This is a genomic window from Mastigocoleus testarum BC008 (assembly GCF_001456025.1).
Taxonomy (GTDB): domain Bacteria; phylum Cyanobacteriota; class Cyanobacteriia; order Cyanobacteriales; family Nostocaceae; genus Mastigocoleus; species Mastigocoleus testarum.
This window is the reverse complement of the sequence record NZ_LMTZ01000025.1, coordinates 14,060-30,971: the sequence shown is the minus strand read 5'-3', so window position 1 is coordinate 30,971 and position 16,912 is coordinate 14,060. Positions and strand designations below refer to the sequence as shown.

The following is a 16,912-nucleotide window of genomic DNA, read 5'->3' as shown; positions in this document are numbered from 1 at the left end:
AGTGGTAAAAAGTACTTTTTTACTCTTTTATTATTGATTTATTTAAGTAATTACCGATTGTGACAGTTAGAGTGCGGAAGATGGGATATATTGTTTTAAATCATTCTATATTTTCAGGACTTACGTAACAAAGCGGATCGTAGCAGATCCGTAGGTAGGACATAGATTTGTCATTATGACCAAAACGCAGTTTAGAAAAGCAATATCACAGATTTTGAGTCCTGATTTTAGCTAAACAGGCAAATTTAAGCACAAATTCATTTGGAAAAATTAAATACAGTAATTATCATCAGCGTCTATAAAGTTTGCGTTAGCGTCTATAAAGTTTGCGTTCGTAATGATTATGAACCACCTGAGATTGAAATCTAATCTCAAATAGTAACCATAATCATTAAGAACGCATGAATTCCCTATTTTGTTTGCGTTTAATTTGTTTGCGTTTAACTGGTTTGTATTTAAACTGTACCCAGGAAGTAATGGCAAACTATTGGCAAAGAGACATAAGTATATCTACATATTGTTTAATCTTCATAAATCCTACATTCTTCGGCTCCCGGATTCTCTTCGCAATATGCTTGGAAAGAGCTAAGCTTTTTCTGCGATCGCTGACGTGATGATTCTGCTTGTAATTCTTCCACTACATCCCATGCTGCAGCACACTCCCGAGAAGTATCGCCTTTTTCCGCACAGATAGCCCGAGCATCCTCACGCGCTGCTTCGATGCGATCCTCAAGAAACATATCTTTAGGCTTTTCAACAAAATCACTCTTATTGAGAATATCACTAATTGAAATAATGCCCAGCAAACCACCTTTAATTACCGGAGCGCGACGGATACGAGTATTTGCAAACAACCTCGCTACATATTCGACACCTAGCTCGGGATTAACCACAATACAGGGTTTAGTCATGATTTCATATACCCGTATTTGCTTGGGGTCTTTGCCATATGCAGCAACTTTATAAATAATATCTGTCTCAGTTACCATTCCATAGGGGTCGTCTTGTGTTCGAGGTTCTACAATCAAAGCTCGCAAACTTTTATCTTTCATTAGTCTGACAGCTTCTGCAACAGTTGCGGAACCACGAATGGTAACAACTTCTTTGGTCATTATTTCTTCTGCTTTCATCATAATCCTGGGAGTTAAAGTGATAATTTTTCTTTTATTGAGATTTTCCTTTTAGGAATCCTCTTTTGTGAAAATAATTTAACTAAATAATTTCAGCCTCGCAACCATAGTTGCTGACAGAATTTAATTCTGCGATTGCAACTTAATCTTCATATATTCTGGCTTCAGGAGCATCAGGATACTCCTCACAGTAAAGCTCAAAATTACTTTTTGGTTTCTCTACAAAATCACTTTTACTCAAAATATCTGTAATTGATATTACCCCCAATAATTTACCTTTAATTACTGGAGCGCGACGGATACGAGTATTTGCAAACAATCTTGCCACATATTCCACAGCCAATTCAGGGTTAACCACAATACAAGGCTTACTCATGATTTCATAAACCCGTATTTGTTTGGGATCTTTACCATGTGCAGCAACTTTGTAAACAATATCGGTTTCAGTCACCATACCATAGGGGTCATTTTCATTACGAAGTTCCACAACTAAAGAACGAAGTCCTTTTTCTTTCATTAGTTTTACAGCTTTGGCGACAGTTGCAGAACCAGCAATGGTCACAACTTCTTTAGTCATTATGTCTTCTGCTTTCATAATCTTTCTTTCTTTTACTTTCATTCGTAAAGCAATAACTATCTTTTTGATTCAAGGGTCAATTAACAGATAACTAGCACTTGATCACAGATGAGAAAACAAACGAATTATAAGCATCTGTTATCTCTTCACCCTCTAATAATTGACTCTTCATAGAAGAATTCAATTCAATTCAATTCAATTCAAATTTTTGACTCTGAGCAGAATGGCGCTAAGTTAAGACTCAAACCTTGAATGAATAAAGAGTGTCGGAGGTCTGGGAGGTAGCCTTATGCAATAACCTGCATGAATAACAATCCCCCCTCTCCCCACACTTCCCTTCTAGCAGGGATTCGGGGCGTAAGCACAACAGTTTTTTTTAGTGCCATTATTTCGAATCCGAGCAGTAGATATCCCCGGTGCATAGGCTTCTAATACACTCCCATTTATAGGGTGTATTATTATTAGATAGTCACAAACCGGGCATTTAGTTCTGATAATTTGTCTGCTAACTTTTCTGTACAAATACTTGCGATGAGGTAATTTTTCATCTTTTATAAGTTCATCTTTTATAAGTCATCTTTTATAAGTCATCTTTCGTAAATTGACGACTTGCCAGACTACCACAATTCGGACATCGGATTATTTGCGTTCTCCGCATAGTAAATTCCTGTTTGTTATGGTGTCTTAAAGTAATTCAGTCACGATCGTTTTGAACTTTTCATAGGGAACTACTCCAACAACTTTTTCTATGCAGCTTCCGTCTTTATAAATCATGACTACCGGTATACTGCGAATCCCCAATCTTTTGGCGAGACTCGGATTTTCGTCAAGATCTACTTTAGCAACCCTCACATGCTCCTCATATTCTTGAGCTAATCTGTCCATCATCGGAGCAATCATCTTACAAGGTCCGCACCAAGTTGCAGTAAAGTCAAAAACAAATACACCATCGCTGCTAGAAAGTGTATCGAATTCAGTCTCTTTGATATATTCAACCGTATTCATATGATTCTCCTTGCTTGAATCAAATATACAAGTATTATTATTTACAGGACTTCAAATAAAACTTCTTCTTAATTGATAAAGTTGAATTGTTTTGACCTGATGTAATATGTCTTCATAAGACAAGTACGCAAACAGAATAATGGCAGCCAACAAGGAAAATGATAATTACTTATGGGAAAAACTTAACCAAGCAAGGCAAGCTAAAGCGGCAAAAGGTGGTTATGCGGGATATGGTTCGCCCCCTTTCGGGCAAAAATCTGTAAATGGCGAACTGGTGGAAAACTCTCAAGAACAACAAATTATTGAATTAATTCGCCGCCATCATAAATCTGGAAAATCTCTCCCCCAAATCGCTAATTGGCTTAACCTAAAGGGATACAAAACTAAACGAGGAAAGCAATGGCAACCTGTTTCTGTTAAACGAGTATTAGATAGACTTTATGGGATAAAAGGAAGAATATCTGGTACTAACAGGAATTGAAACTTTTGTAAGAAGTAGATAAGAAACTAAAATTTCAAATACTTTCTTTTTTCTACAAAGTAACCCGATAATATTTTATGAGGGATACAGTTTTTTAATATCTTAACTTTAGTATACTATCACCTCTACAAACTAAAACCTATACTAAACAAAGCTTTCAGACATATATCCTTTACATCTCTCGTATTGTACAGACTTTTGTATAAATAATGCATAGTTTGACGAACAAAATTTACAAAACGTAATGTGTATTTATTCTACGAAATATTACAGTCTAAACTAAAACAAAAATTACTGTTGTTAGGTTATCCATACGCAGGTTGACAAAACATAGAGTAGCATTATAAATGACTGAGCTTGCTTAGTTTATTGGGTTTGTAGTTGGGTTATGTATACAACAGATACAGGCAAGTATAAGGAACCACAACAGAAATTTTTATGCTAAAACCCAACCGTTTTGGCTGGGTCTTGCTGGGGCTATATTCCCCTGAATTTTTATAATTTTATTGATAGAGTGATTTATCTTTGACCATCTGATAATTACTACCCAATTGGTACAAGAGATTTCGGAAGGATTGGAAAATTTTCTTCAAAACTTTCTGAATATTTTGAAACCGTTAAACCTTCATTTTCGACAAAACACAAATAAATTACCTGTTTTACCCCGTCCTATTCTGATTTCTTCATCCAGATAAGATGTTATCCACACAGCTTCATCACGGAGAGCTTCCAACACTGGAATTTTCAATTCAGGTAAAGTAAAAGGTTTTTGAAGTCCAAATGTAAATGCATTAAAGCTTACTAGGGCTGTTTTTCGATCTTCATTCCGTTTCCACACTCCATCAGCTTGTACTTTCCATTCTCCCAAAAAAGGTAATTCGATTTGGGCACAGTTTGAAGTATTAATCTTTTCAGTGTCGTCCGCAGTCAAATTTTGCCATACTCGCTTAATTTTTATTCCCGTCCAATCAGGAATTTTCGCAACTTTACGAGTAACTACAGTTCCTCGAGAAGCATATATAAGCTCCCAAATTCCAAACATTTTTAATTGATTCTCAACGCTTAAGGGTCGAACAATTGGGTTAGCTTCCTCGAGCTGTTCGACAATTTTATCGATTACTGGTTCTGCTTCTGGAAATATTGCTTCCTCAAATGATAAAGCTTCTACCTGTCCTATAAGTTCAGTTTTTAAAGATTTTCTGTTTGTGTTATCCTCTAGCATTTCATAAATTCTCATCTTGCAGAGAGAGCGTACTGCTACATTTCTATAATTATCAAAATTTTGGGCTTTAAGTTTTAGGCTTTAAAAATTCACAAATAGTTAATAACTAAAAACTAACTGCGAACTAGTAACTAATATATTGATATAATCCGCGATCGAACAATAAGATAGTTGGGGCAAAGCATCATGGCAGACTGGAAGGAAATTCCTGGTGGTGTCACAGCGCCTAGGGGATATCAAGCAGCTGGAATTGCTGCAGGCTTAAAACCTTCAGGCTCACCGGATTTAGCTGTAATATTTTCGGAAGTGGAAGCGATCGCAGCAGGTGTATTTACCACTTCCCAGGTAAGAGCAGCTTGTATAGATTACTGTCGCCAACGCTTGCAAGGCAAACATAGTGCCCGTGCTATTCTCTGTAATGCTGGACAAGCAAATGCTGGTACCGGAGAACAAGGTTGGTTGGATGCTAAATTATCCGCTCAAGTTTTAGGGGAAACCCTAGGTATTTCCCCAAATTTAATTCTATTAGCATCTACTGGGGTAATTGGACAAAGGATTCGCATGAATGCTTTAACTGCTGGAATTCCTAAGTTAGTCGCCGAACTTTCACCAACAGGTTCTGATGCTGCAGCCCAAGCAATTATCACCACAGACTTAGTAACTAAATCCATTGCTCTAGAAACGAAAATACACGACAAGATAGTGCGAGTGGGTGGGATTGCTAAAGGTTCGGGAATGATTCACCCTGACATGGCAACTATGTTAGCTTTTGTTACCACTGATGCTGCCGTATCACCCCAACTTTGGCAACAAATGTTATCCCGTGCTGCAGATAGAAGTTTTAATGCAATTACTGTAGATGGGGATACTAGCACTAACGATTGCTTAATTGCCCTTGCTAACGGTCAGTCTCGTACCCCTGCAATTACACAAATGGGTGCAGAAGCTGAAAAATTAGAAGCAATGTTAACTGCAGTTTGTCAACATTTAGCAAAAGCGATCGCCAGAGATGGAGAAGGTGCGACTTGTCTGATTGAGGTGCGGGTAAGTGGTGCACCCGATGAATTATCTGCTCGTAAAATAGCCAAAACTATTGTTGGTTCTTCTCTAGTTAAATCTGCAACCTTTGGACGCGATCCTAACTGGGGACGTATTGCTGCTGCTGCTGGGCGTGCAGGAGTACCATTTGAGCAAGAAAACCTCAGAATTGAGTTGGGAGACTTTCTTTTAATGGAAAATGGTAATCCCTTAGATTTTGACCGCAAAGCGGCTAGTCTTTATTTAGAAAAAGCTGCTGCTGATTCTGTCGTTTCAGAAAACTTACTTGCAACTGAGATCAGCAACGATCTTGTTGTCGATCGCATTAAAATCAAAACTCAAAACTTAGATAATCCTGTTACGATCGCGGTTAGTGTTGGTAATGGTAGCGGTTCTTCTGTGGCTTGGGGCTGTGACTTAAGCTACGACTATGTGAAAATTAACGCTGAATATACCACCTAAAAGGGAAGAGAAAACAGAAAGTAACAAGATAATTAATATCCCCAGATTATATTTTAAAATCACATCATTAAATAATCTGGGGTTAAATTTTCTCAAAATTCCCGCGATCGACGCAGACTCTGCAATTTCTCTGCGGGATTTATCTGTTCACAAATCAAATATGATTGCTACAGTCGAAAGGATTTAACGAATTATTAGATCTAACTGACGCACATCAAGACCGGTTTTATGATAGTGTTTCCTGCTCAACTCGAGAAAGGTGAACCCATCTTCATAGGAAGCAAAACCAGCGTCAACTGCTTTGTCCAAATAAATCAGACCACCCTCAACAATGAAAAAGATGACTGCTGGTTCTGGTGAGTCATCAGTTATAACCAGAGTGTGAGCCTCCCCAGCGGGTTCATAGATAAATGTTCCGGGCTTTGCAACCCAGTCATGCTCTAGGTACCGCCAATAACCACGCATTGTATAGCCATGAACGGTCCCAACATGGTAATGGGTCCCCAACATTGCACCAGGGAGACCTTTTAGGACTAAGCTAAACCCACCGGAGGTAACGTTAAAGCTACAGGGCTGGATCCAGACACCATCTACATAAGGAACCCAGAGTCGGTCATCATCCAGGTTAGTATTGGTGATAAAGTGCTCGCGGCTTCTTTGACTCGGATCTAGCCCATCAGTGAAACTGTTGAATACTGTTATGGGCATATATCTTACCTTTTATTAATCAACGATTGGGAACCCAATATCCGTTCAGAACAACATGCCATACTAATATTCTTCAAGCATGAAGTTGAATGCTATCTTCCCTTGGGGTCTAATGAAAATGTCTAACAAAAATATTTATTAACAGTTCTTACAGAACAAGAAGTTTTAGTAATTATCTAACAATTATGGGGAGTATATCAACTTTTGATTAAGTTAATTTACGGGGAATTAATATAGCCATAAAATATATTTTTTCTTTTTCTTTAAAAATAATATAAATAAAAAAATTCTGGAAAACGGACTTTAAATTTTGAAATTAAATATACAAACTAATGCCTTAATTACCGAATCTTGAGGTTATCGATGCGTCGCCTAATTTCTTGGATTCTTACCCCATTTTCCTTACTCACCGCATCTTGTGATGTATTAATGGAACAAAAATCGTCTGTGGCGGAAAACTTAACAGCAAATACAGATGTCACTACAGATAATCACCTTTCTCCTTTGGAAAGGAGAGTAGTGGATGAAATGAACAAAGCTAGGACAAACCCTGCAGCTTATGCATCTGTTCTGGAAGAATATAGAAACCGCTTTGAAGGTAAGCGCGTCAGAATTAGTTCTAATGTTTACTTACAGACTCAAGAAGGTGTTTCAGCAGTCGATGAAGCGATCGCATTTCTGAGAACAACTCCTCCAGTTGGAACTTTAACTGTATCAAAGGGAATGTCACTTGCAGCCAAAGACCATGTACAGGATCAAGGTCCAAAAGGTATAGTTGGTCATACTGGTAGCGACGGTAGCGATCCTTTTACCCGTCTGAATCGCTATGGGAATTGGGAAATTACAGCTGGAGAAAATATTAGTTATGGTTCCCACACCGCTCAAGATATTGTTATGCAGTTAATCATTGATGATGGTGTACCCGACCGCGGTCATCGAATAAATATGTTTAACCCCCAATTTAAGGTTACTGGAGTTGCTTTTGGCATTCATGATACATATCGCCAAATGTGCGTTATTACCTATGCAGGGGGTTATAGAGAAGCAACATAATTACAAAACTAAAATTAAACCCACTAAATAGAATATAAGTAATATCATGTCCGGTAAAACACTTGTAATAAGGTTCGTAGTAGCGCTTTAGCGTGGTAGACAAATATTGGCGCTAAAGCGCTACTACAAATATATTTTTTTCATAAGCAATTAGGCAGAGATCGTATGATTAGACGCTTGTAGCTATTGACAAAGTTTTTTCTAGTCTAATTACTTATTAAGTTATTTATTTTTAATTTTTTTTAGAATATTTATTTTGACTTTTAAGTATTTTCGAAATAACAATAATACATTTATTATTATTTAATATTTTTCTTTATTATTCCATAAGTTGATAAAAATTTTAAAAGCTTTTCCCAAATTGCAATCGGCTCTGTAAATTATATGTGGAAAACATGGATGTCGAACTGTATATATCTTTCGTATATGTATATTATGACTACCAAACAGCCACTATATTATTATGTCAAACCAAAATAAAAAATCTAATGGGTTTGGATGTGCAAATATTCCAATATCATTAATCCTAATAATTTTAGGAGGTGGTTGGTGGTGGTTTAGTCAAAAAAGTAATCAAGAATTTATCACTAGGCTTTTACCTAAAAATCAAATAGTAGCTATTCCTATTTTAGATTCTAGTTCCAGTCCATCTAAATCAAATTCTAATTCTAATTCTAATAATGCAAATTCCAACTCAAATAGTACTTTAATTAAGGCTCCTATTGTACCAAAAGTCTCTAGTTTACCCAAATCGAGTTCTTATACAAATCAAAAAAAAGATTCACTTCCACAAAAATCATTGCCTTTGATTAAGGCTCCCATTGTTCCAAAAGTTTCCAATAATTCTCAAAGAAGTAATTTTAACCCAAACAATCCTAATTTACATGCTCGCATAAATAAAGGAATAACAGCGAGTAACAAAAATACACCCGAGCAAAAATTATTAACTCAAACACCTTGGGAGAAAAAGACAATTAGGGGAATTTATTTAAGTCGTTATCATATTACTAATAATACTAACGAAGCAACAATTCGTAAAAGAGTTCGTTATTACCGGTCTCAAGGATTTAATACAATTATTCATGGAGTTTGGGGCAATGGTTGTACGATGTACAACAGCAAAGTAATGCAACAAAAAGTTGGATTGAAAAGCTGTCCCAATAAATTTCAAGACAAATGGTTAAACTGGTTAATTGATGAAGCACACAAGCAGGGTATGCAAGTTCATGCTTATTTTGAAAAAGGGATTAAAATCGATCAAGACAGTCCAATTTTTCATTTAGCTCTTACTAGTAATTGGATTGTCCCCGGTATCGATAAAACCTATCCTGCTGTCGACCATTATGTTCTAAATGTTGAAATTCCAGAAATAGCTAATTTTTTTAAAGAAATCTCAGTCGAGTTTGTAAAAAAATATCCCCAAATTGATGCAGTGCAATGGGATGATTATTTAGGATATCATGCCGAATTACCCGGACAGATAGATCGTACTGCTAAGTTAACCAAATTTGTTCGAGAAATGATTGCTGCTACCAAACAGGCTAACCCAAAAGTTAGTTTCGATATTTGTCACCATAATCCTTATTGGGCTAAACGATATTTTGCTGCAGATTGGTCAAAGTGGAATATCGATAGAGCATTTATTCAAGTTTATAATGATGCGAATTTCAAAGCAGAATTAAAATATGTCAGAAATTCGGCAGGAATTGCGATTAGCGATCAACAATTTAATCGTTTATCAGAATTAGTGAATAACCCAGACGTGAAAAGTATTTTAGTATTTCCTGTCGCCAATAAGCCCGAAGAAGCTGCTTCTAAGTTAAAAAGCTTAACTCAAGTAAAAAATCAGGGAACGAATTTCCCGAGAATCTCCCAGAGATTTCAATAAAAATAAAGTGTATATAACACTAAATCATTAATAATAGAGAAATTATTCCAGCATCCCCTAACCTAATATGTATATGGGAAATCCCGTTCAAACTAATTAATCTGAACGGGATCTCTATTGAAAATGAAAAACAAATCACAGAAGACGCTTCCATCTTCTGTAGAAAATTATAAATCGGGAGGTAAAATTACGTTATCAATTATATGAATAACACCATTACTTCCCTTCACATCTGCTGTAGTCACATTAGCGTCATTCACCATTACACCTTTGGGCTCAACTTTTACACTAATGGGAGTACCATCAAGACTTTTTACTTCACCGGATTTTAAGTCTGTGGATAATACTTCTTGTGGTACAACATGATACCTGAGTATTTTCACCAAAACTTCTTTATTCTTGGGTTGTAATAGCTCTTTAACTGCATCTTGCGGTAACTTACCAAAAGCTTCATCCGTAGGTGCAAAAACGGTAAATGGTCCTTCACCTTGCAAAGCTTCGGCTAACCCAGCAGCTTTTAACGCATCTACAAGTGTATTGAAGGAACCGTTAGCCTCAGCGATCTGTACCAGGTTTTTATCAGAAGTTTGTTCGGTTCCTGTAGAAGGTTTGGTCTCAACAGGTACTCTATCTGGTGCAGGAATAACTGGAGGAACGCTTGGAGGAATCTCCGGTGTTCCGGGTGTTGTTTGATCACCACAAGCAGCACGGTTATAAGGACATTCTTGTAGAATACTAGGACTGGGATTGAGAGAACCCGATCTTTGGGCAATTAAAACAGATGAATTGGATTTAGTCTTGCTTGCTAAAGAAGAATGTTTTTTGCTCGGTGTATTTTGAGTCTCATTTTTGGAGGAGTGGTTATGAGAAGTCTCTGGAACAATAGTCAAGTTGGGACTGAAAGCTTCTTTCGCCCCGACCTGTAGACTTACCAGGAGACTGAAGCCCGTCACTCCTACTACACTAGCCAACTTGGTCAGCATTTTGCTGTTCTCAAATTTCATATATTTCGATTATTCGGCTGGAGATTCCACACATCACACAAAGATTTATATCATTTTTTATACCTAAAATCTCGTTTTAGAGACTTTTTTACCATATTTTTTTGTCATAAACTATGAACTCACCAAGAACAATTTACTAAAACTTATAATAATTATTACTTTTGGTCGCTAACTATAATTATCAGTGTAATTTACCGTTTGAAAACTAGAGATTATTTTTAGCTATTTTTTAGTGCATGAGATTATTTTATGGTATCTGGGATTGTTGATACGGTGGCATTTAGAAATAATTCAAATAAATTACAGATAAATAATTATATTTGAGCAAAATATATGATTGATGAGTAAATTTATGAATATTTACTAGTAGAGATTTTTACTTATATATTTTGCTATTTTTACGAAATAACCGGTCTATGAATAATAGTTAATAATCTCGTTGATTATTGCTATTACGTTAATCAAACATTGTTTTATACTATATTTGTCTTATTGATGTTTATCTGTAAAATATGATTTGATTTGCTCTGATGTTTTTTTGGTATATTTACACATTTACAAGATTGACCCAGTTCATAAAAAACGTGATATTTATATTATTTGTCAAAATATTTTTAGAAAACAGCGTTGCTAATCATAAAGCATAACAATAAATTAATTTAACTTGCAATAATCAGAGTAAGTGTCAGAACTTTCATAATACCCAGATTGGCATGGAGATGAAAGCGTTAGCTTCGGAACAAAAACTATAGGTACACCACAGATGTAGCACGAATTTGTTTTAAGAAATACAAATTGAATTGTAAAGCTATAAGTATTTTTTGATTACTTTTAAAAGCATCAGCCCAAATTAATATTTAATTTATTTGATTCACTTCCGTATTTTCCGTATTTATTTATGGCCCTACATATAAATAATTTGATCTTCATACTGAAGAAAACTTGTTTGAAAAGTCATTAAGTGATGAATATCTGTTTCTATGTATAACAACTATATTTGATTTTTGAACGAATGCGGTTCAACAAAAGCTACCAGTACTCTACAAATAAGCACTCTTATCTATCTGCACAGAGATGTCTCTACAATATCGACCGTCATCAAAAAACTAGGATTTTCGTAGACCGCCAAAAATCTTAAGGCGCTTGATTCTTACTGTAATTAGTCCGTAGTTGGGGAAAATACGTCGTAATTTGCTCAAAATATAGTTGACACAAAAAATATTATTCAATAAACAGAACGATTGAATTAAATTAATTTAAACGAATGTAAACTTATAAAATTGATGAGCAAAATAAACTGGGTTTAGGTTATGTTGGAACTGTATCAATTTGAACTTTCGCAGTATTCAGAGAAAGTACGTTTGATTTTAGACTTCAAAGGTCTGGAGTATCGTAAGATTGAAGTTACACCTGGTATTGGTCAAGTTGACTTATTTCGAATGACAGGTCAACGTCAGGTACCTGTTTTGAAAGATGGTAGCAGATTTATTGTAGATTCTACAGAAATAGCTAAGTACTTAGACGCTCATTATCCTGAAAAGCCCTTAATCCCTGTAGAGCCCAAGCAACGAGGTCTATGTTTGATGATGGAAGAATGGGCGGATGAATCTATTGGAATTAAAGGTAGAAAAGCATTATTTTCTGCTATTAGTCAGGATAGGGATTTTCGCACATCTTTACTACCAAGTTCAATTCCAGACATTTTTAAAACTTTAGTTGGTGAGGTTCCGAGCGATTTCTTGAATGTTTTGGGTTCTGGTGTGGGTTACAGTGCTGATGCAGTAAATAGAGCTATGGCGGACTTGAAGCAAGATCTGGAAGCTCTGACTCTAATACTGTCCGATAGCCCCTATTTGTGTGGAGAAGAACCAACATTAGCTGACTTCGCAGTGGCTGGATTATCTATCCTGCTAAAATTTCCTGACGCTGCTTACTTGGAATTACCCAGCCAAATTTTAGGTAAAGGTGTACCGGGGATTGCAGATAATCCTGCCTATGCACCATTTTTCCAATGGCGCGATCGGCTTTACAATGATTATCGTAAGCCTATTATCGGTATTTCCACTCCCACAAGTGGGGATAGACCAACTTCTATTCAAATTGAGTAAGTTTTGGGGATTGGCGACTGGCGAATGGGTATCAAAATATGGACAAATAAATGGACAAATAACTAATTACAAATAATCCATGACCAATTGCCAATTCCCGATCAAGCTACCAGTTTGATGCCAAAAATCGCCTAATTTCACGATCTGCAATTAAAATTCACATATATCATTCATCATGTAATTAGTCACATGAACTTGGGACTGCCACTTGGCTCAGTTATACAAGGCTCTCTTACCGGAGGATTAGAAGTCCGCTTGAACCCCGATATATCTGTAGAAGATATGCGGGTGGGAAAATTTTTGGTTGTGCAGGGTATGCGATCGCGCTTTTTTTGTATGTTAACAGACGTAGCCTTAGGCACAGCCAATCAAAGAATTACAGCAAATCCTCCTCGTTGGGAAGATACTTTCCTTAGAGACATTCTCGCAGGGAGTGGAACTTATGGCACCATGACTCTTGCTCCGATGTTGATGTTTACTCCAGAGGAGAAGGAGTCTCTTAATGGCATCAATGGCAAATCAGCCAATCCCTTTATACCATCTGCAGGTGCTGGTTTAGCATCTTTTCAACCCCAAACCAGTACAACTATGGAATTGTTACCAGTCAAAACAATTCCTTCCCACTTCAGTCAAGTTTATGAAGCTTCTGAAGAAGATTTCCGTCGGGTATTTGGTTGGGAAGATGACATCCACCGTCGGAATTTTTCCATTGGTAAACCCTTGGACATGGATGTACCAATTTGTCTGGATTTAGACCGGTTTGTGGAACGCAGTAATGGTGTATTTGGAAAATCTGGTACCGGTAAATCATTTCTTACCCGTTTACTATTAGCAGGTATAATCCGTAAGGGTGCTGGTGTTAATCTCATCTTTGACATGCATTCCGAGTACGGATGGCAAGCTGTTTGTGAAGGGAAACAATATAGTACTGTAAAAGGGTTAAAACAGTTATTCCCAGGAAGAGTAGAAGTTTACACATTAGATCCAGAATCAACCCGTCGTAGAGGCGTAAGAGACGCGCAAGAGCTTTACTTAAGTTATGACCAAGTAGAAGTTGAAGATATTCGCCTATGTAGTCGTGACCTTGGGCTTTCCGACGCTAGTTTAGATAATGCCAACATCCTGTATGCCGAATTTGGCAAATCTTGGATTTTGCAATTATTGAACATGACCAATGAAGAAATTAAGCTTTTCTGCGAAGAAAAACGGGGTCACCAGGGTTCAATCACAGCATTACAGCGCAAATTGCTGCGGATGGATAACTTAAAATATATGCGCTCAGCTTGTCCCCATAACTACGTCAACCAAATTTTACGTTCTTTGGAAGCAGGGAAAAATGTAGTTGTTGAATTTGGATCCCAGTCAGATATGCTTTCTTACATGTTGGTCACCAACATGATTACTAGAAGAATTCACCAGCATTATGTTAGTAAAGCTGAGAGGTTTTTGCAAAGTGGAAATCCAACTGACAAACCTTATCAGTTAGTAATTACCATTGAAGAAGCACACCGCTTTTTGGATCCAGCAATTGTTCAAAGCACTATTTTTGGTACTATAGCCCGCGAAATGCGGAAATACTTTGTGAGTTTGTTGGTAGTAGATCAACGTCCATCCGGGATTGATAATGAAGTTATGTCCCAAATTGGAACGCGCGTCACAGCTTTACTTAATGATGAAAAAGATATTGACGCAATTTTTACTGGGGTTTCTGGGGGTAGTAGTTTGCGTTCCGTGCTGGCAAAATTAGACTCTAAACAACAAGCATTAATTTTAGGTCATGCGGTTCCCATGCCGGTAGTCGTACGCACTCGTCCCTATGATGAAACTTTTTACAAAGAAATTGGCGACCCTGCTTGGGAGGAAAAAACTGATGAGGAAGTGTTTGCAGAAGCTGAACTTGCAAAAGCCGACCTGGGTTTTTAGTTAATTCAGTAATTTATTGTTAATTGGTAACTGGCTGGTAACTGGTAACTGGTAACTGATAATTGGTAGTTACGTTACTTGTTACTCATCTTGCTATGCCCCATAATCATACCTAGTCTTTTTCTCACAAGTTCTCAGCTTGACAAAATAATCCTCTCTGCTAATCTCTTTAAAAGCAATAACGCAATTTTTGTGTAACAGAAAGCTTGGATATGATATTTCTTCACCAGCTTTCCAAAATGCCACATGAGAATGTTTTTAAATTGTCAATATTGCTGTTTTGTTGTCTAAAAATGATTTAGGAGTAATTTTATTGATTTAAACTGGGTCAATGCTTGTATTTCAATTCTTTACTGAACTTTTACATCAAGTTTTCTAGTTGAGATTATTGCGTTTGGTATACTATTTTTAATTTATACTCAAAAATTTTATTTATATTTTATATTGTGTGCTCTACTTTAAAATCAATCTTGAGTTAATAGCCTCGATTAAAAGCTGGAGTGAGAATAACTGACACAGTAATCTATTAACTACTAATTTGGCAGCTTTTATTCCAGTTTTTCCGGTTTAGTGACATCCGCCCATCACAAAACCCAAAACAGTTCGGTTATCCGGATAGTTCTAGGCAACAGAAGTTTTGTTTTTAACGTCACTATATATAAAGTAGGAGACAAAAATCGCAATAAGGCTTTTTGCTATTAAAACTGTTTTTGAGTATAATTGGAAGTTTAATCTATGCTACTTTACGAGCCAAAGATTTTGTCGTAATATTGAATATAAATAAGTAGAACTCATACTGACTTCGTATTTTTACTATCGCCGACAGCGATCAAGGGAAGTAGAAAGACGACAAGTTTATCTGACTTGCCTTCATAGGTTTGCACTTAAATTAACGATGATGGGGAATGAGTACTGAGGGGGACCATCTCGGCGATTTCTGCTTCAGCGTTTTGTATGAATACATTGTCTTAGATGTTGTGCCACGTAAGAGTTTACATGAGTCCTAGGTTTCCTATTCATCACAATTAATAATACTCAACCTATTCAACGTATTCATGGAGTAGAGGATAACGCACCAATGCCAAGTACAAACACTCAACTAGAAACTGCAAACACCAAATTCACGGCTGATATGGTGCGAACCTATCTGCGCGAGATTGGTAGAGTACCGTTGCTGACCCGCGAGCAAGAGATCGTTTTTGGTAAGCAAGTACAACAAATGATGAAGTTGGTTGAAGCGAAAGATGCTTTGACCAAAAAATTAGATCGTTCGCCCACCCTGGAAGAGTGGTCGCATAATGTTAAGCTTTCAGAGACAGAAGTAAAACAAATTGTGCACCAAGGGAAGCGAGCTAAGCAAAAAATGATTGAAGCTAACTTACGCTTGGTTGTTGCAATTGCGAAAAAATACCAGAAGCGGAATATGGAGTTTCTGGATTTGATCCAGGAAGGAACTTTAGGTTTGGAACGAGGTGTGGAGAAGTTCGATCCGACTAGAGGTTATAAGTTTTCAACCTATGCTTACTGGTGGATTCGTCAAGCCATTACTCGAGCTATCGCTCAGCAAGGACGTACCATACGTCTTCCCATTCATATCACTGAAAAACTGAATAAAATCAAGAAAGTTCAACGAGAGTTGGCTCAAAAATTAGGTCGTTCTCCCTTACCGGGTGAGGTTGCAAAAGAGTTGGATTTAGAGCCCAGTCAGATCCGTGAATATTTAAATATGGCTCGTCAACCAGTATCTTTGGATGTTCGTGTTGGTGACAACCAAGACACTGAATTGCAAGAAATGCTGGAAGATGAAGGACCTTCTCCAGAACACTACACTACCCAAGAGTTTTTGCGCCAAGACTTGTATAACTTGTTAGCTGAACTTACACCCCAGCAAAGAGAAGTTCTTTGTTTGCGTTTCGGTTTGGAAGATGGGAACGAATTGTCTTTAGCAAAAGTTGGAGAACGTTTAAACCTTAGTCGAGAGCGGGTTCGCCAATTAGAACATCAAGCTCTTGCTCATCTACGTCGCCGTCGGGCTAATGTTAAAGAGTATGTTGCAAGCTAACTCGAAAAGTAGGGACTTACTCAAATTTATCTATCACTCTTTAAACAACGCTTCTTAGATAGAAAGGAGAAATTGAGTTTTAAGTTGGTCCTCCATCTTCTCAAGTTCCCTTTCTTCTCATTATGGAGATGTAGCAATGCTGCGTCTCCAATTTTTTTATCTTCTCTATTATCTCTATTAAAATTTCCCCAAATTCCCCGCTTCTTCTCCCACTTATAAAAAGAATAATCAACTCAAGCTTAGTCTCAGTG

At 37.0% G+C, this 16,912-nt stretch carries 13 protein-coding genes; 7 read left to right on the top strand and 6 right to left on the bottom strand.

The genetic code is table 11. From position 1 onward, the window contains the following. Positions 1–521: 521 nt before the first annotated feature. The 3 genes from BC008_RS05945 to trxA all read right to left on the bottom strand — a co-directional run bounded on the left by BC008_RS05945 (position 522) and on the right by trxA (position 2,712). Positions 522–1,133 carry a CP12 domain-containing protein gene (locus BC008_RS05945; RefSeq protein WP_027845887.1) on the bottom strand — a complete coding sequence of 204 codons (612 nt, stop codon included), beginning with the start codon at positions 1,131–1,133 and terminating at the stop codon, positions 522–524. A 139-nt stretch (positions 1,134–1,272) separates the two neighbouring features. Then, a complete protein-coding gene (locus tag BC008_RS05940) occupies positions 1,273–1,725 on the bottom strand; it encodes a CBS domain-containing protein (protein ID WP_036267700.1) in 453 nt (150 codons plus the stop codon). Between the two features lie 666 nt (positions 1,726–2,391). After that, positions 2,392–2,712 carry a thioredoxin gene (gene trxA / locus BC008_RS05935; protein ID WP_027845885.1) on the bottom strand — a complete coding sequence of 107 codons (321 nt, stop codon included), beginning with the start codon at positions 2,710–2,712 and terminating at the stop codon, positions 2,392–2,394. 139 nt (positions 2,713–2,851) lie between these two features. On the opposite strand from trxA, the gene BC008_RS05930 reads away from it, so the two are divergent. Next, on the top strand, positions 2,852–3,193 hold the full coding sequence (locus BC008_RS05930) for a recombinase family protein (protein ID WP_027845884.1): 342 nt from the start codon (positions 2,852–2,854) through the stop codon (positions 3,191–3,193). A gap of 625 nt (positions 3,194–3,818) precedes the next feature. Here the strand turns inward: BC008_RS05930 and BC008_RS05925 are convergent. Further along, positions 3,819–4,415 (bottom strand): PAP/fibrillin family protein, encoded by a 597-nt coding sequence (locus tag BC008_RS05925; protein ID WP_027845883.1) that lies wholly within the window; start codon positions 4,413–4,415, stop codon positions 3,819–3,821. 186 nt (positions 4,416–4,601) lie between these two features. On the opposite strand from BC008_RS05925, the gene argJ reads away from it, so the two are divergent. After that, on the top strand, positions 4,602–5,915 hold the full coding sequence (argJ, locus tag BC008_RS05920; protein ID WP_027845882.1) for a bifunctional ornithine acetyltransferase/N-acetylglutamate synthase: 1,314 nt from the start codon (positions 4,602–4,604) through the stop codon (positions 5,913–5,915). Between the two features lie 183 nt (positions 5,916–6,098). On the opposite strand, the gene BC008_RS05915 is transcribed toward argJ, so the two are convergent. Beyond that, a complete protein-coding gene (locus BC008_RS05915) occupies positions 6,099–6,623 on the bottom strand; it encodes a 2,4'-dihydroxyacetophenone dioxygenase family protein (protein ID WP_058183304.1) in 525 nt (174 codons plus the stop codon). 363 nt (positions 6,624–6,986) lie between these two features. Between BC008_RS05915 and BC008_RS05910 the strand changes: the two genes are divergently transcribed. Together BC008_RS05910 and BC008_RS05905 are read left to right on the top strand one after the other, a co-directional pair. Then, positions 6,987–7,676 carry a CAP domain-containing protein gene (locus BC008_RS05910; RefSeq protein WP_027845880.1) on the top strand — a complete coding sequence of 230 codons (690 nt, stop codon included), beginning with the start codon at positions 6,987–6,989 and terminating at the stop codon, positions 7,674–7,676. 463 nt (positions 7,677–8,139) lie between these two features. After that, positions 8,140–9,564, top strand: a complete 1,425-nt coding sequence (locus BC008_RS05905; protein ID WP_058183302.1) for a family 10 glycosylhydrolase — start codon at positions 8,140–8,142, stop codon at positions 9,562–9,564. A gap of 167 nt (positions 9,565–9,731) precedes the next feature. On the opposite strand, the gene BC008_RS05900 is transcribed toward BC008_RS05905, so the two are convergent. Further along, a complete protein-coding gene (locus BC008_RS05900; protein ID WP_321170067.1) occupies positions 9,732–10,547 on the bottom strand; it encodes a fasciclin domain-containing protein in 816 nt (271 codons plus the stop codon). A 1,331-nt stretch (positions 10,548–11,878) separates the two neighbouring features. On the opposite strand from BC008_RS05900, the gene BC008_RS05895 reads away from it, so the two are divergent. The 3 genes from BC008_RS05895 (at position 11,879) to BC008_RS05885 (ending at position 16,661) form a co-directional block, all read left to right on the top strand. Then, the gene (locus BC008_RS05895; protein WP_027844254.1) at positions 11,879–12,676 is read left to right on the top strand and encodes a glutathione S-transferase family protein; all 798 of its coding nucleotides are present in this window, start codon (positions 11,879–11,881) and stop codon (positions 12,674–12,676) included. 189 nt (positions 12,677–12,865) lie between these two features. Beyond that, positions 12,866–14,599: a helicase HerA domain-containing protein gene (locus BC008_RS05890; RefSeq protein WP_027844255.1), complete on the top strand. Its 1,734-nt coding sequence runs from the start codon at positions 12,866–12,868 to the stop codon at positions 14,597–14,599. Between the two features lie 1,078 nt (positions 14,600–15,677). Next, entirely contained in the window at positions 15,678–16,661 is a 984-nt protein-coding gene (locus BC008_RS05885) for an RNA polymerase sigma factor, RpoD/SigA family (RefSeq protein ID WP_027844256.1), read from the top strand. Positions 16,662–16,912 lie beyond the last annotated feature (251 nt).